The 26,110-nt window shown below is 47.1% G+C and carries 19 protein-coding genes and 1 pseudogene; 2 read left to right on the plus strand and 18 right to left on the minus strand.

Annotated features, from left to right (window positions below; genetic code table 11):
• Nucleotides 1-31 precede the first annotated feature (31 nt).
• From NZD86_RS21995 to NZD86_RS22035, 9 genes and pseudogenes are all read right to left on the minus strand, one after another.
• Nucleotides 32-1,171 (minus strand): RNA-guided endonuclease InsQ/TnpB family protein, encoded by a 1,140-nt coding sequence (locus NZD86_RS21995; protein ID WP_268044202.1) that lies wholly within the window; start codon nucleotides 1,169-1,171, stop codon nucleotides 32-34.
• Nucleotides 1,122-1,528: pseudogene (tnpA, locus tag NZD86_RS22000) on the minus strand (IS200/IS605 family transposase). The gene NZD86_RS21995 and the pseudogene tnpA overlap by 50 nt, the downstream one beginning before the upstream one ends.
• Nucleotides 1,529-1,634: 106 nt before the next feature.
• Nucleotides 1,635-1,997, minus strand: a complete 363-nt coding sequence (locus tag NZD86_RS22005; RefSeq protein ID WP_268044203.1) for a nucleotidyltransferase family protein — start codon at nucleotides 1,995-1,997, stop codon at nucleotides 1,635-1,637.
• Nucleotides 1,998-2,194: 197 nt separating this feature from the next.
• Complete coding sequence (locus NZD86_RS22010) at nucleotides 2,195-3,409, minus strand: ABC transporter permease (protein WP_268044204.1); 1,215 nt, start codon at nucleotides 3,407-3,409, stop codon at nucleotides 2,195-2,197.
• Nucleotides 3,399-4,115: an ABC transporter ATP-binding protein gene (locus tag NZD86_RS22015; RefSeq protein ID WP_268044205.1), complete on the minus strand. Its 717-nt coding sequence runs from the start codon at nucleotides 4,113-4,115 to the stop codon at nucleotides 3,399-3,401. The genes NZD86_RS22010 and NZD86_RS22015 overlap by 11 nt, the downstream gene beginning before the upstream one ends.
• Entirely contained in the window at nucleotides 4,115-6,325 is a 2,211-nt protein-coding gene (locus NZD86_RS22020; protein WP_268044206.1) for an HlyD family efflux transporter periplasmic adaptor subunit, read from the minus strand. Before NZD86_RS22020 ends, NZD86_RS22015 begins: the two co-directional genes overlap by 1 nt.
• A 176-nt stretch (nucleotides 6,326-6,501) precedes the next feature.
• Nucleotides 6,502-9,660 (minus strand): efflux RND transporter permease subunit, encoded by a 3,159-nt coding sequence (locus NZD86_RS22025; protein WP_268044207.1) that lies wholly within the window; start codon nucleotides 9,658-9,660, stop codon nucleotides 6,502-6,504.
• Nucleotides 9,661-9,734: 74 nt separating this feature from the next.
• Nucleotides 9,735-11,492 carry an efflux RND transporter periplasmic adaptor subunit gene (locus NZD86_RS22030; protein ID WP_268044209.1) on the minus strand — a complete coding sequence of 586 codons (1,758 nt, stop codon included), beginning with the start codon at nucleotides 11,490-11,492 and terminating at the stop codon, nucleotides 9,735-9,737.
• 216 nt (nucleotides 11,493-11,708) lie between these two features.
• Nucleotides 11,709-12,326: a tetratricopeptide repeat protein gene (locus NZD86_RS22035; protein ID WP_268044210.1), complete on the minus strand. Its 618-nt coding sequence runs from the start codon at nucleotides 12,324-12,326 to the stop codon at nucleotides 11,709-11,711.
• A 358-nt stretch (nucleotides 12,327-12,684) separates the two neighbouring features.
• On the opposite strand from NZD86_RS22035, the gene NZD86_RS22040 reads away from it, so the two are divergent.
• Nucleotides 12,685-15,147: a hypothetical protein gene (locus tag NZD86_RS22040; RefSeq protein WP_268044212.1), complete on the plus strand. Its 2,463-nt coding sequence runs from the start codon at nucleotides 12,685-12,687 to the stop codon at nucleotides 15,145-15,147.
• Nucleotides 15,148-15,352: 205 nt separating this feature from the next.
• Here NZD86_RS22040 and NZD86_RS22045 read toward each other — a convergent pair whose 3' ends face one another.
• The 9 genes from NZD86_RS22045 to NZD86_RS22085 all read right to left on the minus strand — a co-directional run bounded on the left by NZD86_RS22045 (nucleotide 15,353) and on the right by NZD86_RS22085 (nucleotide 25,268).
• On the minus strand, nucleotides 15,353-15,964 hold the full coding sequence (locus NZD86_RS22045) for a tetratricopeptide repeat protein (protein ID WP_268044213.1): 612 nt from the start codon (nucleotides 15,962-15,964) through the stop codon (nucleotides 15,353-15,355).
• Nucleotides 15,965-16,327: 363 nt separating this feature from the next.
• Nucleotides 16,328-17,785, minus strand: coding sequence for an oligosaccharide flippase family protein (locus NZD86_RS22050; RefSeq protein ID WP_268044214.1), 1,458 nt, complete (start codon nucleotides 17,783-17,785; stop codon nucleotides 16,328-16,330).
• Nucleotides 17,786-18,097: an acyltransferase gene (locus NZD86_RS22055; RefSeq protein WP_407655191.1), complete on the minus strand. Its 312-nt coding sequence runs from the start codon at nucleotides 18,095-18,097 to the stop codon at nucleotides 17,786-17,788. It lies immediately after the preceding gene.
• Between the two features lie 288 nt (nucleotides 18,098-18,385).
• A complete protein-coding gene (locus NZD86_RS22060; protein WP_268044215.1) occupies nucleotides 18,386-19,438 on the minus strand; it encodes a glycosyltransferase in 1,053 nt (350 codons plus the stop codon).
• Nucleotides 19,439-19,482: 44 nt separating this feature from the next.
• Nucleotides 19,483-20,385 (minus strand): glycosyltransferase family 2 protein, encoded by a 903-nt coding sequence (locus tag NZD86_RS22065; RefSeq protein ID WP_268044216.1) that lies wholly within the window; start codon nucleotides 20,383-20,385, stop codon nucleotides 19,483-19,485.
• A 13-nt stretch (nucleotides 20,386-20,398) separates the two neighbouring features.
• Nucleotides 20,399-21,442: a glycosyltransferase family protein gene (locus tag NZD86_RS22070; RefSeq protein WP_268044217.1), complete on the minus strand. Its 1,044-nt coding sequence runs from the start codon at nucleotides 21,440-21,442 to the stop codon at nucleotides 20,399-20,401.
• A 73-nt stretch (nucleotides 21,443-21,515) separates the two neighbouring features.
• A complete protein-coding gene (locus NZD86_RS22075) occupies nucleotides 21,516-22,748 on the minus strand; it encodes an O-antigen ligase family protein (RefSeq protein ID WP_268044218.1) in 1,233 nt (410 codons plus the stop codon).
• The gene (locus NZD86_RS22080) at nucleotides 22,745-23,860 is read right to left on the minus strand and encodes a glycosyltransferase family 4 protein (RefSeq protein WP_268044219.1); all 1,116 of its coding nucleotides are present in this window, start codon (nucleotides 23,858-23,860) and stop codon (nucleotides 22,745-22,747) included. The genes NZD86_RS22075 and NZD86_RS22080 overlap by 4 nt, the downstream gene beginning before the upstream one ends.
• Nucleotides 23,861-23,879: 19 nt before the next feature.
• Complete coding sequence (locus tag NZD86_RS22085; protein WP_268044220.1) at nucleotides 23,880-25,268, minus strand: undecaprenyl-phosphate glucose phosphotransferase; 1,389 nt, start codon at nucleotides 25,266-25,268, stop codon at nucleotides 23,880-23,882.
• Between the two features lie 413 nt (nucleotides 25,269-25,681).
• Here NZD86_RS22085 and NZD86_RS22090 point away from each other — a divergent pair, with 413 nt between their 5' ends.
• The gene (locus tag NZD86_RS22090; protein ID WP_268044221.1) at nucleotides 25,682-26,098 is read left to right on the plus strand and encodes a transposase; all 417 of its coding nucleotides are present in this window, start codon (nucleotides 25,682-25,684) and stop codon (nucleotides 26,096-26,098) included.
• The last annotated feature ends 12 nt before the right edge of the window (nucleotides 26,099-26,110 follow it).

Below are 26,110 nucleotides of genomic sequence, written 5' to 3' on the forward strand. Positions count from 1 at the left end.
TCGGCACGTCCCATGCCTACACGGTTTATGATTAGCCAGCTTGCCGCAATATTTCTAATCCTCGTCGCAGAATGTTGATAGCTGCATTTGTGTCGCGGTCAATCTCCAGTCCACATTTAGGACATTTGTGAATACGGACTGATAAATCTTTCTTCACGATGGTTCCACACCCACCACTGCACAACTGCGATGTGTAATGGGGTGGAACTTTCACTACTCTTTTACCTACGAATTTTGCTTTGTACTCGATATAAGTGGCCAGTCTTCCCCATCCTGCATTTGCGATGGATTTTGCAAGTCGATGATTCTTCATCATCCCTTTCACAAGCAAATCCTCCATGCAAATTAGGTCATAACGATTCACCAACGAGCGGCTGACTTTGTGCAAGTGGTCTTTCCGCTGGTTCGCCACATGGTCATGAATGGCTTGAAGATGATGTTTGGCCTTTTCACGGTTATTGCTCCCTTTCTTTTTTCGGGACAATTGCCGTTGTTTGCGTTTTAATCGCTTTTCGCTCTTTTGTAACCACTTCGGGTTCGCGAAAAAATCCCCATCGGAAGTCGCAATCAAAGACAGTAACCCAAGGTCAATGCCCACAGCGTTGTTCGTATTCGTAATTAGAGGCACGGATTCTGTCGCGTATGTAAGATTCGCGTACCATTTACCGTCGTGGAACTTCACATTGATGATTTTGACTGCCGTAGGGTCAAAAGGCTGGTGTGCAATCATTCTTACGAGGCCGATCTTAGGCAAAGACACATAGCCGTCTTTATGAAAATATCCAAGTCTAGCTTGCGGATAAGTGATGGAACGGTATCGAAATTTGTTTTTGAAGCGAGGAAAGCGAGTCCGTTTTTCAAAGAAATTGATAAACGCCTGGTCCAAACGTTGCAACACATTCTGCAAGACTTGAGAATGGACTTCTTTGTATTCGGGTTGACTTTGTTTCCATACAGGAAGGCGATTTTGCTGATCAGTATAACGAATCGAGACCCCGTTTTCTCGATAGATGATAATTCGTTCTTCAAGTGCGTGATTATAGAGTTTACGGCATAAATAAAAAGTCCGGAATAGTTTTTGTTCCTGTTCTTTGGTTGGTTCGAGGCGAAAACGCACTACACTAACGATTTCGCCCTCCTTGGTTTTCGATGTACCTTTTGATGGTCTCAATAGACGCACCTCCAGTAGTCAACAAACAGAAGCTACGAGACCAAAAATATTCCTTCCAAAGGGATTTTCGTATGATCGGAAACTCTTTCTTGATAAGCCTTGATGACGCACTTTTATAGGCATTGATGAACTTGGATAGTTCAGAATTAGGTTGAGCCTTGACTAGAATATGGACATGATCACCGTCATGGTTCCATTCTTGCAACGCGCGACATTGTAATTCGGCTGTATATACTCAAAAATCTCGCGCAAACGGGCGGAAACAACATCGTCAATCACTTTTCGCCTGTATTTGATAACCAGAACCAAATGGTAGTACATCAAGAACACTGAATGATTAGTGCTATCAAGTTCCATTGATTTCCCTACCTTTTACTACTGAAATTATAGCATTTATAGCAAAAAGCGCCATTCATCCCCCACCTTAGAGGTGGAGGACTTCTGGCGCAAGTACGTTAAATTTTCAACCGACTGATTCGTTTTCTCGTTCAAATACAACCACACCCTCGGTCTGAATTCGACTTGCGAGTTGATCAGTTGTGCGCTGTAACCAAATTAAGTCAATCGGCAGTAAGGTATTTGAATTCTCCGTTATATAGGTACATACTTCGTCCCACTTTAAAATATCCATACCCGGGGCATCTACCGCGAGGTCTATATCAGAACGTTCTTCATGGTCCTCACGGGCACGGGAGCCAAATAAAATTACACGGCGAACTTCCGGAAATACAAAAAAGAGCGGCACCAAGGATTCAATGGGCGGTGAGTTTCCCACGTCAACCCTTGCCTGCAGATTGCTTTCTGTATCTTCAAATCTGTCGAGCATACGACTCACACCTTCTATCACCATTGTAACACGTCAAGCATGTTACAAATCAGGCAAAAAAGAGTCTCGGCACGACGCAATCGAGACTCTTTTTTGCAGGTTACGTTCATCTTCATGTTTCGGCATCATAATGGCTCATCAGTGAACACTTTTATCAGTGTATCCCGGTCAAATAAACGTTACACCCAGCTATCAACTCACTCAAACCGCAGCGCATCAATCGGCTTCAAATTCGCCGCCTTCCGTGCCGGATAAACGCCAAACACCACGCCGATCCCGATCGAGAACACCGCGGCCAACACGATGGCCGACACGGACAGCAAGCTTCCCGTCCCCATGACATGCGCTGCGACAATGGCGCCCGCACCGCCGAGAATGATGCCCATCACAGCGCCCGTGAAGCTGAGAATCACAGACTCCAACAAAAACTGCGACGAAATGATACTCCGTTTCGCGCCAATGGCCTTGCGAATGCCAATTTCCCGTGTACGCTCCGTCACGGACACGAGCATGATGTTCATAATGCCAATGCCCCCGACGAGAAGCGAAATGGCCGAAATGCCATCAAGCAACAGGGTCAAAATCCGCGAAATCCCACTGAGCGCGCTCAAAATCGTCGCCTGGTTGCTGATGCCGAAGTCATCCGATGCACTGCCGGCCAACTGATGCTGGACGCGCAATGTCGACTCAATTTCCAACTGCGCCTGATCCATCACGTCTGACGACTTCGCCGAAACGAGAATCTGAGTCACACTGTTCGATCCCGTCAACAAATTCTGCGCAGTCGTTATGGGGATGGCTATCGCGTCATCCTGACTCGTAAATCCGCTCGAGCCTTGGCTGGCAGCCACACCGACAACCGTGAACGGAATACCTTGAATCTGTATCGTTTGCCCTACCGGATTCCCTTGGCCAGCGAACAAAGTCTGTGCGACATTACTGCCTAGCACGGCAACAGAGGCGGAAGAAGCGACCTCCTGCTGCAAAAAGAAGCGCCCCTGGGCCATAGTGACATCTTTGATCTTCGGATACTGGTCATTCGTGCCCTCTATGGCAGTGTTCGTGTTGTTGCTCCCGAACACGACCTGCGAGTTATGTGACACAAGCGGCGCCACATATGCAACGTCCGGATCCTGAGCGGAAATGGCGTTCGCATCCGACACCGTGAGCGTCGAAGCCGTCCCCATGCCTTGGCTGATGCCGCCGCTGCGTGTCGATCCCGCCATGACCGTCAGCACGTTCGATCCCAAACTCTCCACCTGCTTCGTCACACTATCCTTCGCGCCCATACCGATGGCGGAGCTCAAAATGACGGCCAACACCCCGATGATGATGCCAAGCATGGTGAGGAAAGATCGCATCTTGTTTGCCCGAATGCTTCGCCACGAGACTCGAAACACTTCAATCCACATGAGGAGTCACCGCCTCTTTTGCAGCCGCCGCGTGATCCGACTCGATCCGCCCGTCACGAAACCGCACAATCCGCTTTGCATGTCGCCCAACTTCATCTTCATGCGTGACGATGACGATGGTGTTCCCCTGCTCATGCAGCTCCTCAAACAGCCGGAGAATCTCCTCGGTAGTATGGCTGTCGAGCGCGCCCGTCGGCTCGTCGGCCAGCAGGAGGACAGGTTGATTCACAAGTGCCCTCGCGATAGACACGCGCTGCTGCTGACCACCTGACAGCTCATTCGGCCGGTTGTGCATCCGACTGCCCAGCCCGACCCGCTCCAGTGCCTCAACAGCCCGTTGCCGCCGTACACGTGCAGGAACCCCCGCATACATCATGGGCAACTCCACGTTTTCGAGCGCCGTCGTCTTCGGCAGCAAATTAAAATTCTGAAAGACAAAGCCAATCTTGCGGTTGCGAATCTCCGCCAACTGATCCTCAGAGAGTGACGTCACGTCATATCCGTCGATGACGTACTGGCCCGACGTCGGCGTATCCAAACAGCCAATCATATTCATCGCCGTCGACTTGCCCGATCCCGACGGACCCATAATAGCAACGAATTCACCTTGGTCGATGGTGAGATCGATCCCGTCCAGAGCACGAATGGTTTGACCACCGATGGCGTATTCCCGATACAAGTCGTGAATCTCAATGAGCGGCCGCATTAGCCTTTACCTCCAGATCGACTGCCGCCGCCTCCGCCGCCAGCGAAGCTGCGACCTCCAGCACCACCGAATCCAAAGCCGCCGCTACTACTCTGCGAAACAATCGCAGACGCTGTCTGACCTGGGAGTACCAGCAGAATCTTCTCACCCGTCTGCAAACCTCCGGTGATCTCAACAGAGTTCGAACCCATCAGGCCGACCTGGACAGGTTGGAAGTGTACCCCCGCCGGGAGGTTGGACTTGCTCTTTGAACTCGTTCCCCCGCTGCTGGACCGCGAGCCAGCAGTCCCGGCACCGCTAAAGCCTGAACCGCTGCCTCCAAAGCCCGATCCAGAACCGCCCGACCACGCATGTCCACCTGTCGAGTTCGATCCGCCCGCACGACCCGACCATCCACTCGCAGCCTGATTCCCAGATGTGCCGGAGACGCTTCTGCCGGCTTTCCCACTCCCGGTTGCCGCACTACCGCCATAGACGTAGACGCCTTCCATGGACCCCATCTGATGGAGCGCAATGGCTGGCACGGTGACGACATTCGACTTCTGAGCCGTCTGAATGGACACACTTGCTGACATTCCAGGCTTCAAATTGCCAGATGAGTTGTCAACGGTGGCCATCACCGTGTATTGGGTCACATTCGAAACCGTTTGGGGCATCGGGTAGACCTGCGTAATGGTGCCCTTGAAAGTCTGATTTGGGTAAGCGGGTACGGTCACCGTGATCGGATCGCCCGGTTTAACCGAACCGATTTGAGACTCGCTCACTTGGAGATTCACCTGCAGATCCTGTGCGTTTGCATCATCCATGACGATAAAGCCACTGGAACCAGAGGATGAGCTTGAACTACTAGAACTACTGCTAGCCTTGCTCGGGTCCTCGCCCACTTGCCCATTCATCTGCGTAATAATGCCGTCAATCGGCGCCTTCAATATCGTCTCCGCATCAGCCAACTGTGCAGATTGAAGGTTTGCCTGCGCGTTCTGCACAGAAGCCTGTGCACTTGCAACCTGTGACTCATCGGAAGCGATCGTCGCCTGTGTCGCCGGTTGCTCATCGTTTTTGAGTGTCAATTGCGCACTTTGCAGCGCCTCTTGCGCATTCGTCACAGCATTCTTGGCGTTATCGAGTGACTGCTTCTCACTGGTCCTATCGTTGTATTGCTGCTGTGCCAACTGAAGATTCTGCTGCGCCTCGTTGTATGCCTCCTGGGCTTTTTGTTGGCTTTGTGAGGCATTACTTTGATCATTCGCTATATTGGCCTGGTCTGTTGCGACAGACTGCTGGTCCTGAGTCACCTTGGTCTGAGCATCCTGAACTTGTGTATAAGCTGTGTTCAAGTCGCTGTATTCACTTTGATAGGTGCTGACGGCGGTTGAGTATGGGTTAGATCCCGTATAGCCGCTTTCCGCCCAGTGATTCGCCAGTTGCAATTCCGCGTCATACTTCTCGTACGCAGCCTGGACCTGCTGTTGAGTTACGTCTCCGTACTGTGATTTCGCATTTTGCAGTGCTTGCGTGTCCTGCTGAAGCGTGGCCTGGTCCGTGGTGAGTTTTTGCTGATCAGTCGCTAGAGCAGTGTCTGTAGTCGCGTTTAACGCCTGTTGAGCCTGAGTGACCGCGTTCTGAGCACTTTGCAACTGTGCCTGCGCACTCGTTCTATCATTATATGTAGCCAATTGATCCTGATATTGCTGCTGAGCTTGACTGAGAGCCGTTTGAGCTTTTTGTACAGCTAACTTATCCGTTGAAAGCTGTGCAGTGGTTGTCCCCTGCTCGTCTTGGGCAAGCTTGGCATTTGCAGCACTCAAGCTCGCGTTCGCCTGCTTCACACCGGCCTCAGCTTGTGCCACCTGAACTCTCTCATTCGAATCATCAATCTTGGCCAATACTTGGCCTGCTTTGACCTTCTGGCCAATCTTCGCAGAAATACTGGTCAGTAATCCAGTGTGCGAACCCTGGAAGTTCAAGTCAAGTTCAGTGGGTGCCTGAATCGTACCGGAGGTACTGACATCTTGCGTTACGGTCCCGTATCCAACGGTATAAAGCTGGCTAGGCGAGATGGATGTGTTTGTCTTTAACTTGGCCATGGTCACCGGAATTCCGACACCAAGGACAACGACAAGCGCTGCCCCTCCATAAAGCCATTTCCGCCGGGATTTTTTAAATAACGGTTTGACAAACTCCGCTTTTTCCTGTGGAGAAATGCTCATAAACCGCCCGCTCCTTACCCCATTCAATTTTCAATGAAGATATGTTATAGCACACGTTCCCCTAGTAAATCATTACGAATCACCAAGACAACCTAGCATGGCTAACTTGAAAATACATTGAAAATTGACGGGAGGACGAGCAAGTTTATCAAAAACATCGATGCATATCATTTACCCTACATGCCTAGGCCGGAAGAATCCCCAACTGCGGCGGATGAGGAACTTCGTGCCCGACCAAATCGCCGTCTAAGCCGCGCTATCCAGTTGTCCAGTATGACGTACACCACAGGTATCAGGACCAATGTGACTAGTGTGGAGAACGTCAGTCCAAATGCGATAACCGTAGCCATTGAAGCGAGCGTCTCGGCCCCCGCGCCATAGCCAATAACGAGCGGCATCATCGCTAGGACCGTGGTTAACGTCGACATCAAAATAGGCCGCAGACGAATCGGCCCCGCCTCGACGAGCGCCTCGCGCAGTGTTCGCCCGCGCTTGCGCAACTGATTCGTGTAGTCAATGAGGACGATGGCGTTATTTGCAATGAGGCCCATCACCATGATCACGCCAATCGCGGAGTCGATGTTCATGGATCGGTGTGTGATGAAGAGTCCGAGTGCGGCGCCAATGAAGGTTGGCGGCAAACAGAACATGATGACGAGCGGTGTCAAAATCGCCTCAAATAGGCTGGCCATCAGCATGTACAGAAGCAAGATAGAGAAGCCAAAGGCCGCGATCAGCCCGATGAAAGCATTCTTTAAGAATGCACCATTCTGCCCAAAGCCAACGTAGTATCCCTGGGGGACGTGAATGGTTTTCAATTCTTTCCCCAACGTTGCTTGCACACGGCCGGATGTCACGCCGTACGGGGTTGCCGTGACGGTGACGGATCGGACGTCGTCGACGTGATCGATCTGCGGTGGTTCCTGCGATGCCGTGATAGTTCCGAGCTGTGTCATCGGCACCAGTTGACCACTGTTGTTCGTCACCGTCACTTGCGACAGGTTGTTCAGGTTTTGTGAAAATGACTTTGGCAACTGCACGACAATGTCGTACTCTTTGTTGCCTTGATAGAACGTGGACGCTTTCGTTCCCTGGAATGCCGATCGCAGAGCTGCCTCTATCTGCTGCTCCGTTAAGCCATACTGCTGCAAAGCAGTTTGGCTGATGTTCAATTGGTAGTCGGGCGTGCCTGTCGCTGTCTGGTTATCGACGTACTCGAGGCCTGGTGTCTGCTTCATCAACTTCTCAACTTGACCGCTCAAAATTCGCAGCGTATTCGTATCTGGGCCTTGAATCTGCACGGAAATGCTGTTCGATCCCGGCCCGCTCCCGTTCGCAGACCCCGGCGTGACCAATATCTCTGCTCCAGGGATGTTTTGCACAACGTCGCCAAAATCGTGTGTCATCTGATTGACATACTGGTTGGTGACGCTGTTGTTGAAGGTGAGATCGAGTGTCGCTTGATTTGTCGCGCCAAGGTCACTGTACGAATTCCCGCCAATCTGCGCAACAATCTGCTGGATGCCCTTCATGTGTTGTTTCGCTAGTGCTTCAACCTGCTGAGCAACACGATTCGTCGAGTTGAGATCCGATCCGTCCGCGGTCTTAATAGAGATGGACATTTCCTTGTTCCCGACATTCGGAACCAACTCAAATCCGATGGCCGGGACAAGGAAAATGGAGAGAAGAAACATCCCCGTCGTACCAAGAACGATGCTTTTTCGATGGTTCAAACTCCACTCGAGGACATGCCTGTAGGCACGCGTCACATCGTACATGCCCCGGCCAAACCAATCGAACGGAGCCCAGGCGCGAAACGGCGTTCCACCTATCCCCGGAATCGTCTCCTGCACTTCAAAGCGGCGACCGCGCAACAGCCTGGAAGCCAACATCGGCGTAAACGTGAGAGCCACAAACAAAGCGGCAATATGTGAAAAGCTGACCGTCATCGAGAGGGGATGGAAGAACTGGCCCGCGATGCCGGGAACGAAAATGGACGGAGCAAAAACACAAATTTGCGCCAAAGCCGCGACGACAACAGCCAATCCGACTTCCCTTGTCCCCTCCTTCGCTGCCGTAATGGAGTCCATGCCCGACTGTCGAAAACGGAAAATACTCTCTAGGACGACAATCGAAAAGTCGACAAGGGAGCCAAGGCCGACGGCCAAACTGCCTAACGTGATAGAGTTTAACGAAAGTTTGCTGAAGTACATGAGGGCGAACGTGGCCAACGTCGCGATAGGAATGGCCACAGCCACGACAACGGTCGTCCGCACGCTGCGCAAAATCAGCAAAATAATCAAGACACCAAAGAAGAATCCGAGAATCGTATGGTTAACGACCGTGTTCACGGTATCTCGGACACTCTGTGCACTGTCCGTGAGGACGGATAAATGGATCCCTTGCGGCAACTGGGATTGAAGCTGTTTGACCTCGCTTTGAACTGCGTCCGACACACGAACCGTATTCGCGTCGCTCGACTGCGTGATGGAAAACGTCACCGCTGGTGCGCCGTTGACGGTGGATATCAGTGTCACCGTCTTATTCCCGTCTTGGATGTCAGCGACGTCTTGAAGCCGGATCGATCCGCCATTCCCCACCGGCACAGGCACATTCGCAAGATCCGAAGGCGACGTAAACTGTCCGTTGACGTGGAGCGGAATGAGCAAGGAACCCTTCTGGACCTGCCCAGCATCTGCCGACAAATTGTCTCCCTGTAAGGCTTGTACAACTTGTTGAACCGATAGATGGTAAAACTGCAGCTTGTCCGACTTGACATTGATGTTGATCTGCCGCGTCAAGTTTCCGGATTCAGTTGCCCCTGCAACACCATTCAAATGCTGCAGCGCAGGTTGGACAATGTTGCTAGCCACATCACTGATGGTTTGCTGAGACGCGTTCCCGTAAACGGACAACGTCATAATCGGCATACTATCCGGATTGAACTGTTCAACAGAAGGTGCCCCTGCATCACTTGGGAGTTGCCCTTGGACACGAGAAACAACACTTCTCATCTGATTGACTTCGTCACTTATGTTTGTGCCGTAATTGAACTCTACAATGACAAGGCTGCTGCCTTGCGTCGATGTCGACTGGATCTGTGAAACACCAGAAAGGCTTTGCAGCCCCTGCTCAATCGGGTTGGTAATCTGCTGCTCCACTTCCTGCGGAGAAGCACCGGACCAGGACGTCGCCACAGCGGCCACCGGTAAATTGAGTTTGGGGAACAACTCCTCCGGCAATTGGAAAACGGAAAATATCCCGACGATGACCACGGCTATCATGATCATGGTGATGGTCACGGGACGTCGAATAGAGAGATTCGCTATTTTCACCCTATTTTCTCCTCATCTATGAAGTCGGGGCATGTGCGTCAGCGTCAATTCACGAACCGCCAAGCGAATTCCCCTCAATTCGATCCGCCCTTGGACCCATCCTTCGACACAACCTTGACCTTGTCTCCATCCGAGAGTAAGTTCTGCCCTTGAACAACTATCTGATCCCCTACTTTGAGACCATCAGTAATTTCATATTGTGTACTGGACATCGCTCCGACCTGGACAATCCGACTATGCACAACTCCGTTCTGCTCAACAAAGACTTCCTCCGCACCGCTTTGCAAACTGAGTACGGCATCGGCTGGAACGAGGATCACCTTTTTCGCAGCGTTGTTCGTCAACTGACCTTGAACCTGCAACCCCGGCAGCAAACCAGAATGACTCCCGTTCAACACGACGTCGACCGGGTACTGGTTCGTAGCCGTTGTCAATTGCGGGTGAATAGCGAAGACCTTCCCTTGGAACGTCTGATTGAGACTCGGAACCGTTATGTTCACATTGTCGTTTTTGTGCATCTTGCCAATATCGGATTCCGGGACATCGATGGTTGCCATCGTGGGGTTGGTAGAGGCGATAGTGATGAGCGTCGTCTGTGGTCCAACCTGTTGACCGACCTGCGCACCCACAGACTGAACGACACCGGAAATAGGCGACACAACCTGTCCGTCTTTTATTTGTACTTGGAGGGATCGCTGTGCAGTATCCGCTTGAACCTGGTCCTGTCGAAGCGCATTTGCAGCATTATCCAACGTCTGTTTTGCCTGTGTTTTGTCCGCCGCTATTTTCTTCGACAAATCAAGCGAAGCAACAGCCGCTTTGTATTGAGCTTGCGCTTGCGCGAGTGCAGCCTGTGCTTCCTGTACTGCGAGATCCGCTTGCTGTGCGGTTACACTGTCACTTGCCGGTGGTACGGCGTCTGCCACACCTTTCTGGGCGTTTGCCAAATTGGCCTCCGCTTGCGAAATACCCGCCTGTGCCTGAGCCACTGCTTGAACCCCTTGGTTATGTTGCTGCTGATCCTGTTGGAGCGTATCGTAACCCTGCTTTAAGCTCGTATACACAGCATTGGTAGCATCCATGTTAGCTTGATATGGATTCTGACCAACATATCCACTTTCTTGCCAATGTTGGTAAAGAGATAATGCAGATGAATACTTCTGGTAACCTTGCTGGACCTCAGTCTGAGTGATAGAACCGTACTCAGCTTTGGCATCATCCAAATTCTGTTTCGAAATGGTCAAATTGCTTTGGGAAATGGTCAGCTGTTGTTGGGCGGACGTCAATGCTTGCTGATTTGCGGTGACGTTCTGCTGAAGTGCATCCTGCTCGGCTTGCGTGGTCGCCGTGCCATCCATCGTTTGCTTTTGTGCCAACTGCGCCTTCTGAAGACCGAGTTGTGCGTTCTTCAACGCTGCTGTTTGCTGCGTCAAGGCATTTTGGGCGGAGGAAACCTGCTGTTCAGCACTTAAGTTATCATTGTACAGCGCCTGTGCATCCGCGTACTGTTGCTGTGCACTGACCAGACTGGCGCTTGCTTGCTCAGCCGCATTTTGCTGTGGAACGTATTGAGCGTTATCAAGCGACGCAAGGGACTGACCTGCCGTGACGGTCTGGCCTACACGTACGTTTAATTGCGCCAGCTTGCCGGAGGCAGAGGGTGCCAGTGAGGTTTGAATGTAAGGTGTGATGGTACCGATATATGTATTTCCGATAGACTGGCTGGTGAGTTCGATAGTTTGCACACTAACAGCGAGTGGCGGCAATGCTTGCTTCTTCGCTAATCGCAAATTTGGCTCCCCGGTATCCATCCGTGTAAGGGCCGTAGTCATGTGTCTTGTCTAGCTAATAGTCGAGGAAAAAATGGCATCGTGCAACATTCTTTCGTTAACCATTTGTATAAAGTTTGTTAACAAAATGAATTTAACGGGGATTACCAGACTCTCAAGAGATTCAACCTATCGAAAACAAATCGCCCCTTCCGAATGACGTCTAGGAAGGGGCGATACACTTCGTTGTATGCAGCTATCGTAAAGTAGTCGATTGCGTTACTTTGTTGAATTCATTTGCTTTTGGATCTGCTCCAAGGACTTATAGGCAGGGTCAGACTGTTTCACTTGTTTCAACCCGTCCTCAACAGCTGCCTTTGCCGCCGTTTTGTTACCCAACTCGGATTCGGCAATCTCAAGGTTCAACCAACCAAAGCCGTAAGTCGGGTCAGCCTGCGTTGCCTTCTGGTAATACCCAACTGCCGTCTTCGCGTCGTGCTTATCGCGAAGATAGATATTTCCCAGGTTCGTATAAGCCAGGGCGGATTTCGGATCGATTGAGATAGCCTTCTTGTAATACGCGATGGCCTGCGTATCATTTCCGTTTACGTGGCTGGCAATACCCGCATCGATCTGCGCCTGTGCATCACTGGGCTTACTCTTTGCTGCATCTTCATATTTGGTGAGATTCGACTTACCTTCATATTGCTTTGCCCCAACAATCATGTTGCCGCCCTGTTGCGATTTCGTCGGCGTCGTTTTGGCTGACGGCGCTCCAGCACTGTTGCTATTACTAGAAACCGTATTGTTGGCTGTACCACCCGTCGTACTGCACCCGCTGACAACCGAAACGGCCAAGGCGGCTAATCCGATGGCACCAATCCAAGTTTTACGCATATTCTTACACCCCTCGTGTGGCTACTTCGTACCTAAAATCCAACCAGTGTAAAAACAAGACTGGTTCGTAATAGAGCTACGAGTTTAATTATGTAAAGTTGGGGGTCAAACGTCTATGGTCGATTCAGGAAACTCAACCAACGCCTTAAATTATCGTCTGGGCAATCCTATATCCCCTAACCCAGTAATATTTAGATAATATATCCATAGAAATGATTGCATATTGACGATATTTGTCGAATAATTGGATATGCTGACTGAACATGTCTGTCGTCTAGTTAGGCAATTCAGAAAGATAAGCGGCCAGCTAGATGGCTTTCAACCAGTTCAGCGAATTTTGGTAGGGGTGATCACAGATATGAAACGGATTTTGTCGTCTCTCACAGCGGCAACTATTGTGCTCGGTGCGAGCGCGGTTGCCACAACAGCGATGGCCTCCACGGGTCCTAAATTCGTGAAGGAAACCATCACAGTAGGTAAGTACCAAGCATCACCATCCGGCTTTGCAGCCCTCGATGGCAAATCTCAAACGACATATATGCCGATTTGGTATGTCATGCAGGGTTTGAAAGCCATGGGTTACACCGTTTCTTGGGATGGTACCAAGAATGAACTGAACATCGTGGCACCGAACGGCGTTTCGGCGGATTTGACGAACGTGAGTGCAGGTCACGGCAGCACATCTATTCTGCTAAACGGAAAAGTTGTACAGAAAGTCAACGCACGCGTCGCAAAGGATCCTGCATCCGGTGTAACAACAACGTATATGCCCATATGGTACGTACAGCAGGTCATGCAACGAGTAGACATCAACAGCTCATGGAAGCATCAGGTGTGGGCCCTGCAACCAGGTTCGCAATATGCAATTACGCTCTTTAACAACGATTCCTATGGTCCGTCAACCGGTATCCAAACAGTCAATAAGAACGTCATCGTGCTGGGTTCGAATACAACATTACAAAATACCGTCGTGAACGGGGACGTCTATCTCAGCCCTGGTCCAAATGGCACCGCGAGCCTCAAAGGCGTTACGGTGAAGGGAAACATCTACGTAGAGTCTGGTGCTAATCACTCTATCGATCTGCAAGACGTCACTGCCAACACGCTCAGCGTCGACAGCACAAGCCCGGTGCATATTATATCTGCCGGAAAAACGAGCATCCAGCAGACTCAAGTCACGAGTAAGGATACGCAGCCAGTCAGCTTTGACAACGAGGGCGGCGCGTTTGGAACACTCTACATCCAGAGCGGTCAGGATATCACGTTGACGGGATCTGTTCCTTACGAAAATATCGCCGTTGAGAGCGGAGCGCACGTGACCGTCGCTGCCGGTGTCAAAGTGATGAATTTGACCGTCAATGCATCCAATGCGGCCGTCACTATCGCTAGCGGCGCAAGCGTTGATGCGGTTAATGTTAAAACCGGCAACAATGTGCAACTATCCGTAGATGGAACCATCAACACGCTGAGCAACCTAGGCACGGGGACCGTTTCGCTTACCGGGAAGGGCAACGTGGCGACTGTCACGGGTACGGGTGTGAGCGGATCGACAAGTGGTACCGCGGCAAGTAGCGGCACAAGCTCGACTGGATCCAGCAGCTCATCTTCCAGCAGTAACAGCAATTCCGGCGGCGTTACCATTTCCTCCGTGACACCAGGGACCGCGCCATCGGGGCAAACGCTGGCAACACCGACTGGCATTAACGTCAACGGAGCGGCAATATCTTGGAACCCGGTATTGGATGCAACTGGTTATAGCGTTTCTGTCACGGACAGCAACAACCACACCAGCACCTATGACCGCGGCGGGAACCTCTTTGGAGCACTCAATCAAGTCAACTTGAACCAGTTTGGTTTGTCCAGTGGACAGTATACGGTCACTGTGGCCGCAACGGGATCGGATTCCTCCTATGAGTCTTCGAATCCGTCTACAACTCAATCGGTTTATATCAACCAGCTTGAAACACCATCTAATCTGCAAGTAAATGGTACAGTTGCAAGTTGGGATCCCGTTCCCAACGCCGTGGGATACATTATCTCCATGTACACTGTCTCGGGCCAAGCTAGCCCGGTTTACCATTCAGCTCAGCTTAGGACAACCCCATCAATAGACCTATCTACAGCAGGTCTACTGAACGGAACGTACGAAATTACCGTACAAGCAATCAGTTCAGACTTACAGTATTCCATTTCAGATGAGTCATCATATTCGCCCAACATCATGATCACTAACAGTACGTACACGTCTGTTTATTCTGCCGTTTACAACGTCTCGGTCGACAATCAACTAAATCTCTCTTGGGATGCAGTCCCGAACGCTACCGAATATGAGATTGATCTACAAAATCCGAATGAACCCGGGTTCAATTTCACTGAAGTATACAACGCACAGGATATTTCAACCAATCCAAACACGAACCAATTGAAACAGTCGATTTCCGATATTCCGTTGGCATCCGGAAGCTACAACGTCCTTCTAAGAGCCGCATCACCAGGTCTCTATGCCGATTCCGGTTATTCGACTGCAGTGCCTATCAATGTTCATCAGTTGCCTGCGCCATCTGGAGTCACCATGAATGGAAATCAAATTAGCTGGCAACCAGTTGCGAATGCAACGGGCTATGAGATCAACCTACTAAGTAACGATCAGTTAACAGTTTTGGATACGATTCAGGGCGGATCGAATACGTCGGTGAATTTGTCCAACGAGAGCTTTAGTGGAATTTCGTCAGGTACCTATACGCTGACGGTTTCCGCGATGGGTGATGGATATTCACAGTCTCTAGGGTCCTCGGCTGGATCGTTTAATGTTTCTTGGTAAGTGGAATCAATACGAAAACGGGGCACGCGATGAGACTCGCGTACCCCGTGCCCCGTGCCCTGTTTTAGCTTAATGATTATTTGAGTGTGCCTTGTGCGGTGCTCGTTACTCGTTGCATCTTTGGTACAGGCCTATGAAGACTTTAACGACTTATTATGGATCTATAAACAGCCCGTGGTCAGGCTAAATATCGCTTGACCAATAATCACTTGGCAGTAGCCAATTCTTTCTGCATTGCCTGGAGATCCTTATACGTTGGATCAGATTTCTCAACGTTCTTTAATCCGCTCTCCAAAGCAGCTTTCGCTGCATCATTGTTCTTAGTTTGAGCTTCCGCGATCGCCAAATTCCACCACCCATAACCGTAGCTTGGGTCAAGTTGGGTTGCCTTTTCATAATAGTTAATAGCAGCTTTGGCATCGTTCTTGTCGCGAAGATAAATGTTACCAAGGTTATTGTAAGCCAATGCCGACTTCGGATCAGAAGCAATAGCCTGATTATAGTAGTTAATGGCCGCAGAATCATTCCCATTTACGTGCGCGGCAATCCCCGCTTCAACCTGTGCCTTTGCGTCTTTCGGATTGCTTTTTGCTTTATCCTCGTATCTAACCAAATTGGCCTTTCCTTCATACTGTTGACCACCAACAATCATGGTTTGGTTACTTGTTGCACTCTTCGCTGTCGTCGATACGGACGAGTTTGTCGGCATCGTAGAATTTGTTCGATTTCCCAGGGATACATTGTTTGCTTCGCTACATCCAGTAAGAATAGCTACAGCTAACACTACTGCTCCCCATGTCCCCATCGTTTTACGCATAACAACCCACTCCTTATGGTACATCAAGAGGATCCGTCGTTTCACGACGAATAGAACCCATTTCTCAATCGCAACGAACGAACTTCCATAACAAACAGACTGTATGGCATGACCCTATCCGTTGTATACAGTACCAAATCCCACAGATTTCGTCATGTTCAACGTGAGAAAAGTTACTGCGTTATATGTGGGAGAGCATCCAAATTCGAGAAACGTACATGCACATTTAGTACACCATGCTACAGGTAGACAATAATAAAATACCCGCTCTCTTATCCAGATGTAGTATATAATTCATTTTCTGCTAAGTATATTTATTAAGGACCTATAAGATTGCCGAACACGAGGGTGAAAATTTACAAATCACCTTCTATAAACTAGTGAAAAGAACCGTTTACGAGTCTTATTATTTAATACTAGAAAAAGGATAGTTATAAAAGCCCCAGAAATACTCAGCAGGCTGTTAGCTAGACTTACTCTCTTATCATCCACAACAAGTGCCATGAAAGCACTATACACTACGCAGAGGGCTAAAATTATACTGTTATTCAATGTTACTCTCGCTTTGAATTTCAAGTACACAACTATTACAACCATTAAGTAATGAACGAGGAATGCAAATAAAATTGCGATTCCATAACCCTCCAATCCAAGGAACCTAGGGAACACAATAGCCGCAAACAGGTACGAAAAGGACCATGTTAAATGGGTAGCTGCATAGTACCCCCTGCTAGCCTTGGCTAAAATTAGGTAACCGTAACTCCAACTCGCAAATTTAAGGATGTCCGCAACCAGTTGCCATTTTAGAATGGTCACTGCGGGCAAGAAAGCACTACTAAAGATAACGTTAATTCCATATGGAGAAAAACCAAGAACAATTAATATAACAGGTACCGAGATCAGTGTAATAAACAGCTGTTGTTCGTTACAACGTTCCTCGATCTTATCTATGTTCGATATGGGCATTTGCGTGATACTAGGGAAAAACTCTTGGCTCATGACATTGTTAAGGAGCCCCAGGTAAGTTGTTGATATGATAATCGCACATTGGAAAAATCCAGTGGTAGTCACCCCATAGTTGTAAGCAACCAAAATAGGAATTAGCCATTGAACACCAGCCTCAACAAACCTGGTTGTAGTTAATATGGCCCCATCCGTCAACTCCCTACCAATATTTTTTCTTTTCTCGTGTGGGCTATGTTTGCTCCATAGATTTCGAGAGTTGCCAACTAGGTACACAACTAGTAGATTGCATAGAGTACCCAAAACGATTGAAAGAACTATTCCCTTCTCACGCATTACCAAAATAATGAGAACAGAAACACAACTAGCTCCTAAAGCAGAAAACATCCCTTGATTTGCTAATTGTTTCAAATTCCTTTGTCGTGATGTTATTGCTACTTGCAAAGTAGCCAGAGATGATAGGAATGCGGCTAGAGTAAGTAAAAACCAATCTATTGGATTTAATCCATTAAATTGGAATAAAGCTCTCTTATCGACTATGTATAAAGTTGCTAATACCAACAAAATCATAATAAACCATATAGTAACGATATTTAATGCCCGCTTGTAATTCACTGTTTGGTTATTATCTTGTACGATTAACACATCCATACCAAACAAGGACAACGTACTAACCACACCTATAAAACCTGATGAAATAGAAATAATTCCAAGTCCGCTCGGTCCAAGAATAATTGCTCTGAACTTTGACACGATAACGCCAAGTATCATAGAAATAAGAGAGGAACTACCAATAATGACTACGGCCTTCAAGAATCGTTCTGAGTAAGAATCAGACGACATTCCTCCTAACCTCATCTATTTACCCTCCATTTGGGTCACCTGTTTGACGAGCCCTTCAGACTCATATTTCAGTAACACCATGTCCTCATTTTTCAACTTGGTGTAGATTTCTTCATCCCTCCAGCGCCTAACCTCTGCAGGATTTCCAACCGCAATGGCAAGGGGCGGTATATCCTTGGTAACAACACTCCCCGCTCCAATGACAGCACCCTCGCCAATAGTAACACCAGGAAGAATTGTTACATTCCCTGCGACCCAGACGAAGTCGGATATCTTCACAGGAGAACCAATATTTCGATGGTCATATGGAAGGTATTGCAAATCCAAAGAGTCGTAGTTATGCGTGGAACTCCAAATATAACACCGCGGTCCAATCATTGCTCCGCGCCCAATTTGTACATGTCCTGCTCCATTAATAAGTGTATATGGACCTATATAAACATGGTCCTGAATTTGTATGCCCTCAGGTGAAAAAAACCGAACCCCCTTGTCAAATATTACGTTCTGACCTCGGAATCCTAAGGTCCAGGCGGATGGGTCCTCGACGGATTCTCCAATTAGGTAAATTTTTTGAACAAACCGTCGAACCTTCATTTTCAATGAGTGAAACATCGACTATTTCCTCTCCTTCATTTTGTGCCTAAATAGGAAGGAGACAAACGTATGTTTTACTCCATATCGATAGGTATTCACGGCTAGCCTTGTAATTCCTATTGGTAATTTCGCTAACCCCAACTTCACTACGGCTCTCCACCGCAATTTCTCAGAAAGAGAAGCCTTAATAAAGGGATATGATACCGAGGGGTTGTATGGGAAAATTTTGCAACCTAAATACCAACACCTATTTAGTCCTATATAATTAATGACTGTGTTTATGTCGTTTTTCGCTACAACAGTTTGCTGCATGGTCCGAATTTCATCTACCTCCGGCAACTTATTGAGGCGATGTCTGGTACATTTTATTGCTCCACTAGCCACTATTGCTTGCTTTATCGCGCTCTTTACGGATATGCCAGTTTCCCTAGTCTCCCTGTAATATAGAACTTCGGGTATGATACCAAACTCAGATATCTCCATAAAACGTAACCAAAGATCAAAGTCCTCCGCCCCATCAAATGAGGGTCGGTAACCACCAGCTTGCTCATAAAGCGATTTTTCAAACATCACTGCTCCGTGGTAAAAGGCATTTTCAGTGGTACGCATATGTTCCATAATTGTACTCGGATTCATATTGCTTATATCAGTAGACTGTATTCCAAGTAAAGTACAGTCTGGAGCAACCTCCCCAGACAATACTACATTCCATCTAACTAGCGGATTCATGTTGTAAAGGTCAACCTGGCGCTTAATTTTATCTACATGATAAAAGTCATCAGCATCTATACGGGTTATTAACCTCCCCCGGGAAGCTGACACACCTTTAATTAACGACGATGTAAGACCCAAATTGGTCGAATTACACAATACTACTATGCGTGGGTCCTTCTTTTGATAGCTTTTCAAAATTGATAGTGTGGAGTCAGTCGAACAATCATCTACTATTATAAGTTCAAAGTTTGGATAGCTTTGCTGCAAAACGCTCTCAATAGCTCTAGAAACTATCGTATTCTCATTGTAAGCACTCATAATTACTGATACGATTGGTAAATCCATTTTAATCTCACTCATGTACATGTGCCCCTTAATGTCCATCTATGCATATCACTAGAGATTTAAGAGCCCGATACAGCGGCCCACAACAATCCCTTTAAGTAGCCTTTTAATATCTGCGGTTTCCCAACAGAAGAAGCAAGTAAGAAAAGTCCCGATAACGCTATTTTAAATTTGCTCACCGATCTACGATGGTCCATCCTCAGTAGGTTATAGTGATTTGTAATCCGACTATAGGCAGTATGAGAACTTGGCTGGCGAGAAAAGGGAGATTCATAATGTTTAACCCTCAGTAGTGGATTAACCAGTACCTTTCCGTGGCGTGAAGCGTGGCGTGAGAAATACAGATCTTCGCCTAAAGAATATCCTTCAAGCCAATCCGGAACAGCAATGTTACGGATAGTACCGAGTCGAAATGACATGTTGCATCCACTTAGAAATTCACTTGTAAAAGTCTCTTCTTGTAAAGCCCAGAGGCTCATACTGCCGCCGAACCCGCTGAAGGATAACCTGCCAGGATTGCGTGATGTTAATCCTGCGATCTGTTTTATTAACCGTCCCAAGAATCCTTCCTTTTGAAGAACATTAACTCCACCGACTGCAACAACCTCTTGATCAGATGAGTAGGTTTGCAATAAGCAGTCAAGGTATCCATCCTCAAGTTCAACATCATCATCAAGGAATAACACAACCTCATATGTGGCGGCCCTAATTGCTTCCACACGGGAATGAATGAGGCCTTTTTTAGCCTTCTTCTTGTATATGAATGGACATTTCCCACTCGAGAACCTTTCAATCTTGTCTAAATACTCTTTCGTTAACGCACCATCATCAACTACAATCAACTCGCTACTGTAGTTGTCAAAAAACACGCTCTGTCTAAATATTGATTTAATGCATTTCAAGAGGTCATCTTCACGGTGCATCGTACATATAGCAATAGTAAGCCCGTTTACAAATGACATTGGAGGACCTCCCTTAGACCTTAGAATGGATTATCCAATCTATGATGGTTGATGCATTTTTCTGCGTGGACTGAGCCCGTGCCAATTCTCTTCGCTCCGTGATTTTAGTCCTGGTTTCGGTGCTCTTTAAACCGTTCCAAGTAGTAACATACTCCTCCGGACCTTCGCAATAATACATTAGACGACTGAGGGGAGCTGGGAGATATAAACCAGAGTATAGAATCGGTTTACCAAAATATAGACACTCATAAATCTTGGCAGGAATGACGCCCTTCATGAACTCGTCAGATTTGTACGGAATTAGAAAAGCATCGTAAGCGCTTAAAGTTGACATTAATCTTTCCCAATCCATCGGCTCAAGATATTCAATTCCGTTTGACACTTCACGCTGTTTCTTCCCTATTAAGGTAACTTTTACTCCACTTTCGGCCAACCGGTAAATTGATTCGAAATCGAGTTTATCGTTAATAGTTCCAAAATAGCATGCGCTTCCGTAAGAAATTTCACTAGAATAACTATGAAAACTTAACTTTCTAAGATTTACACCATGGTGGATTTTATTTACATTCCTATGCTTCTTGGTCATTTTATCGTATAAAAAGTCAGAGTCCGTCAGCACAAGATTGGAAATTTTAACAAGACGTTCTTCTGTGTCAAGGATATCTACCGGAGCGCTTGGATGTCCTCCAAAATTCGATACACAGTCATAAACAACTGAACGCGGATTAAGGTCCTTTAGCAAATCTAGAGATGTAGCGGTCGGCAAGTACACATAACCCACGTCAATCTTTTCCTCACGTACTATTTTGCGAATCTTGTTTGATAATCTTGGGATAAAAAAGGCTCTATTTAAAAACCTAAAAATCAGGTTAGTTGGTGGCAATACCAATGGTTTTACAACCTTAACATTCGACCTCTCGTTGTCAGTCGTTTTAGTGTTACCATTAAATCCGCTTAAGTACTTTAGAAGTCTCTTAGCATCAGACAACCGAGGCGACCTTATGCCAGTATTCTCCACGAACACGACATCAATGTTCATTTGAGCAAATTCATTCATCAGAGCCTGATGTCGTTGCCACATATCATTCCAATTTATATTCGATAAACAGACTAGTCGACTTATGGTCTCCTCACGCATCTTCTCTTAACTGCCCCTTGGAATTACTACAGTTTATTGATACTGCCAATCCGATACCCAGAATTAACCAAAAAATTACATCGTATCCTTCAAACTGAATAAGAGAGAGAGCAGTATAACCTGCAGCCGCCAAAAACATTTCGTATGGTAGTTTGTTCCTCACAATCTGTACTAGCCACACGATGTAAGTAGCAAGCCCAATAATACCTGTATCCACAAGAAATTGAAGAACAAAGTCATGCACGTTACTTTCAGAAAAACCAAAGTTCGATAACTTCCTCATTACTTCGATGCCGTCACCTATGCCGAAACCTGTAATCGGGGACATTTTTATGGATTCCAATGCCCATTTCCACAACCTAAATCTCCCAGTACTCCCAGGGTCAGTGCCGATATCAGCAACACGCTGAGCCGCATATCCAACATGCTGAGTTGTATATCCACCATGGTGACTGACTGTTGTGGAAGGTTTGAAGAAATGACTGTATAGCAGAGGTTCAACTATATAGAGGGCGATAAGTAACACACCTATTACATCGGCAACAGGCATATTTTTTCTCTTGAGACGGACAACCATATCAGTAGCATAGACCAAGAGTATTGCAAAAATACCGGCCCTGCTGGCCGTAAGAATTGAATACACAGTCGAAAGAAGTCCAAAGACTAGAAAGTATCTTGTTCGAATAAACATTACTGATAGTAACGCCAGCCAAGTTGCTTCAATGTTAACTCCACCGCCAACAACTGTAGGGATTAGCGGGTGACCATTTGGGGATTTTATGAAGTCAATCACAGTTTTCGCGTTCGTTATGACTATAATATAAACACTAAAAAAATATACCGTCACTGTAATTCTCATGCCCTGCAAAATATCCCTGTACATAAGACCCTGCGCTCTGAGCACTAGAGTAGACAAAAAATAGGCATCAAGGAAGCCCGCGAAGGCAATTACAGCTCGAAAAGTTCCGGCTAACGACATGTGGAAATATACCCAATCAAACAAGCTCACACACACCAACAAGATTGGCGCAATCCAGAATGGGAGTAACCGAACTGAGAAAACTATTCTACCCTTTCCAATAGACCATAAGGCTACTAGTAAAATCAAAATATGGTACGGTTTAAGGTTAAACCCTGACCCAAGACTAACTATGGTGATGTTCTGTATCAAAGATACTAATAGAAGAGCTGCCAGCAAGGCAACGATACCGTAAGCCTTCTTCATCCAATCATTCTCCTATACAAATTGTCCATGTCATCGATCATTTTTTGGATGTTAAATTTATGCAGCACTAACGATTGCGCATTTTTCCCCAGTTGTCTAACTAAGCCTGGGCCCCTGGTAAGTTGAACCATCAAAGTACTAAGTTGCTTTGCGTCACCCACGGGAAATTTGTATCCGGTAAATCCATCAATGATAAGTTCATTGTTCCCTGCTACATTTGTTACTATTGCAGGAATACCGAGCGACATTGATTCAAGTAAAGCATAAGGAAACCCTTCCCAAAGCGAGGGCAAAACCAATGCATTTACCTCCAATAAACGTTCCCCCGGATTCGAAATCTCGCCAGTAAACTCGATACAATCACTCATCCCCAAGGCACGTACTAAACCCTCACACTCTTCCCGGAGTTCTCCGTCCCCCATAATCAACAGCCGACAATCCCGTATACGAGCTAAGGAAAAAGCCCTGATTAAGGTTAAGGGATCCTTTTGAACAGTCAAACGTCCTAAGAACCCAAAAACAAAAGGCCTTATGATCCGTCTGTCTTCCGCTGAATGTGGGTGATTTGCCTGCACTTCCACGGGAATTCCGTTATGTATAAGAGCTATTTTATCCCCAGGCAATCCGGCACCCATGGCAGCAGCAATTTCGCCAGTCGACACACAGATAATTCGTTTGGTGACACTCGAAAGAGCGCGTTCCATAAGCTTATAGAGCCAGATTTTTAACCTGATTGAACGCATTTGAAATGAAAAAGAATGCGGTGTATAAACAACATTGTTCTGCCTAACGAGTTTACAAGCGATCCGCCCCAGCAGTCCCGCCTTCGTTGAATGGCAATGAACTATGTCGAAACGTCCCGTCCGAATTAAATTTGAAAGTCTTAGGCACGTTAAAAAGTCTTTAGCCGGGGATAGGTCGTGTTCCATGTTTACCGCGATAACCTCTACACCAATCAACCTAAGTTCATCAACAATCTTGGGATTCCTAGTCGGAGAAACCAAAAATGTTTGATTATACCCCTTTTCAGTAAGGTTTTTAGCTAGGTCTAGTAAATGTCTGCCTACACCACCACCTGTAGCTTCTGCAATATGACATAATCGTATGGTCACGAAAACCCCTCACTAACGTTTAATAAGCACCCGCACCAGACATTCCTTTGAAAATTGTCATTATGAAAATTTTTACATCAAATATGAATGTCCAGTTTTCAATATAATATAGGTCGTGTTCAACGCGACTGGATATAGAAGTATCCCCACGCCACCCGTTGACCTGAGCCCACCCGGTTATTCCCGGGCGCACTCGGTGCTTCACCATGTACTTGGGGATGTCCTTCCTGAATTTATCCACAAACTCAGGCCGTTCAGGTCTAGGGCCTATTATACTCATGTCACCTTTAATGACGTTCCAAAACTGGGGTAGTTCATCAAGACTGGTACGTCTCAAAAAGGACCCAAACTTGGTTCGTCTTGGATCATTCGCTACAGTCCACCCTCCAGTATTTACACTAGGGTCGTAACTCATTGACCGAAACTTATACATTTTAAAAGTCTTCTTGTTCTTCCCAACTCGTTCCTGTACAAAGAAGATTGGTCCTGGGGAGGAAAGCCTTACACAAAGCGCTATTAGACCGAAAAGCGGAAACAGAACGATTAAACCTAAAGTGCCACAAAGTAAGTCAAATGTTCGCTTAATTGCCGCATTGATTGCATCATCCAGCGGCACATATCTTGTATCAATAAGCGGCAAACCACTTATACTTTCAAAACGCGGTTTTGCAGGTAACACATCTAGAAAATCCGGTAAAATTAAAGATTGTACACCTAGCGAATCGCAAACGGCGGTAATCTGATTAGTAGCTAAGATGTCCTCACGGGAAAGGGCAATCACGACATGATCAATGAAATTTTTTTGCAATATAACATGTAAAACATCAGTTGTTCCTAAACATGGAACACTGATCTGTTGGTCGTTACCAGTAGATAAGTAACCCAAAATCCGGTATCCAAACACCGGATGGTTCTCAAGCTCGTCGATTAGTTTGTCTACGGAAGAATTGTGTCCAACAAGGAGAATTATTTTCTGATTATTGTTACGGCGGCGAATAATTCGTAATACCATCAACAGCACAATTCGTACACCTACGACCGAACAAATGTACGTCACGACAAAGATTGCTAGGACTTCCCTAGAAAAATGTACAAATCCCCCAAAGTACAGCGCACTCATGAATAACAATAATCCCAGAACTGCCGCTTTAAATGCATTGAGCGCATAACCCCATACCGCCCGCACCTGCGTTGTACGGTACAAACCCGAAATTACACCCGCTAGCCAAAATGCGGCCATGCCAAAGAGCATGATGGGGACGTAAGTTTGAAAGGGATCGTGTGCGGCGTGCGATATAAGTTTGGAATTGAACTTAAGGTTCCAAGCAAACCACATTGACAGAATTGTCATGAGTCCGTCAGCCACAAACAGCAGTTCATTTAAAAACACATGATAGGTCTTAAACACCCTAGTTCCCACCTACAGCATACTTTTATGACTATACATCTGGTTAGTGTACCTTAATTCCATACGACGACTGATGTGACCGAGCGTTGAATTCACAAGTGAACATTCCGTGTGTGCTTAATAAACATTCCACTCTGGTCAATAGCCAAGGAATCAGAGAATATCACACATGGCACATTTTCTGCCATTCCCGAAAAAGTGTTTATGCGAACACGTTCTGGTTCGTGTAATCATCTCAATACGGATTGTACTATACTTCAACAAGATTCGACAGAAAAGGGCCAAGTTCTAGCTTAGGTCCCAGTAACTGACCGCGAAGGATGACGTAAATTAGTTCGTGTAAGTAGTCGAAAACATAGAAAAAGTAGGGTACTCTCGAGTTTGTCCAGAAACCTGAGAGGAACCTCTCTACTTTGTTTCAGATTAACAGAGATGTATTAGCGGTCCAATTGCAAAACGAAGTTGCCAAGTTCATCCAGGAAAGCATGGAACTCATTATGCGAGAAGAGTTGCAGAACTTCTTGCGCGTAGAACATCCCGACGAGGAAAACTCCCGCGATGGCTACTGCCAGAGGGAGCTCCAAACTCGATACGGGAAAATTGAGGACTTGAATGTGCCTCGTGACCGTGAGGGGGCGTTTCATACTGCTCTGTTTGAGCCGTACAGCCGTCTTGAGAACTGGCTCGATGAAGCCGTAATCTCCATGTACACGGGCGGTATGAGTACTCGAGACATCGCTCAATTCATCGAGAAGATGTATGGGACAAAGTACTCACCTACCACCATCACCAACATCACAAATGTTGTATTGGAGGACGTGCATGCCTAGCTAAAACGACCA

It is taken from the genome of Alicyclobacillus dauci (genome assembly GCF_026651605.1).
GTDB lineage: Bacteria > Bacillota > Bacilli > Alicyclobacillales > Alicyclobacillaceae > Alicyclobacillus > Alicyclobacillus dauci.

Excerpts from the sequence above, each read along its gene's own strand:
- NZD86_RS22070 (WP_268044217.1), bottom strand. The coding sequence starts at position 21,442 with ATGAATGAATTTGCTCAAATGAACATTGATGTCGTGTTCGTGGAGAAT.
- NZD86_RS22045 (WP_268044213.1), bottom strand. The coding sequence starts at position 15,964 with ATGCGTAAAACGATGGGGACATGGGGAGCAGTAGTGTTAGCTGTAGCT.
- NZD86_RS22075 (WP_268044218.1), bottom strand. The coding sequence starts at position 22,748 with ATGAAGAAGGCTTACGGTATCGTTGCCTTGCTGGCAGCTCTTCTATTA.
- NZD86_RS22015 (WP_268044205.1), bottom strand. The coding sequence starts at position 4,115 with ATGCGGCCGCTCATTGAGATTCACGACTTGTATCGGGAATACGCCATC.
- NZD86_RS22010 (WP_268044204.1), bottom strand. The coding sequence starts at position 3,409 with ATGTGGATTGAAGTGTTTCGAGTCTCGTGGCGAAGCATTCGGGCAAAC.
- NZD86_RS22020 (WP_268044206.1), bottom strand. The coding sequence starts at position 6,325 with ATGAGCATTTCTCCACAGGAAAAAGCGGAGTTTGTCAAACCGTTATTT.
- NZD86_RS22065 (WP_268044216.1), bottom strand. The coding sequence starts at position 20,385 with ATGTCATTTGTAAACGGGCTTACTATTGCTATATGTACGATGCACCGT.
- NZD86_RS22035 (WP_268044210.1), bottom strand. The coding sequence starts at position 12,326 with ATGCGTAAAACTTGGATTGGTGCCATCGGATTAGCCGCCTTGGCCGTT.
- NZD86_RS22050 (WP_268044214.1), bottom strand. The coding sequence starts at position 17,785 with ATGAGGTTAGGAGGAATGTCGTCTGATTCTTACTCAGAACGATTCTTG.
- NZD86_RS22060 (WP_268044215.1), bottom strand. The coding sequence starts at position 19,438 with ATGAGTGAGATTAAAATGGATTTACCAATCGTATCAGTAATTATGAGT.
- NZD86_RS22005 (WP_268044203.1), bottom strand. The coding sequence starts at position 1,997 with ATGCTCGACAGATTTGAAGATACAGAAAGCAATCTGCAGGCAAGGGTT.
- NZD86_RS22030 (WP_268044209.1), bottom strand. The coding sequence starts at position 11,492 with ATGACTACGGCCCTTACACGGATGGATACCGGGGAGCCAAATTTGCGA.
- NZD86_RS22040 (WP_268044212.1), top strand. The coding sequence starts at position 12,685 with ATGAAACGGATTTTGTCGTCTCTCACAGCGGCAACTATTGTGCTCGGT.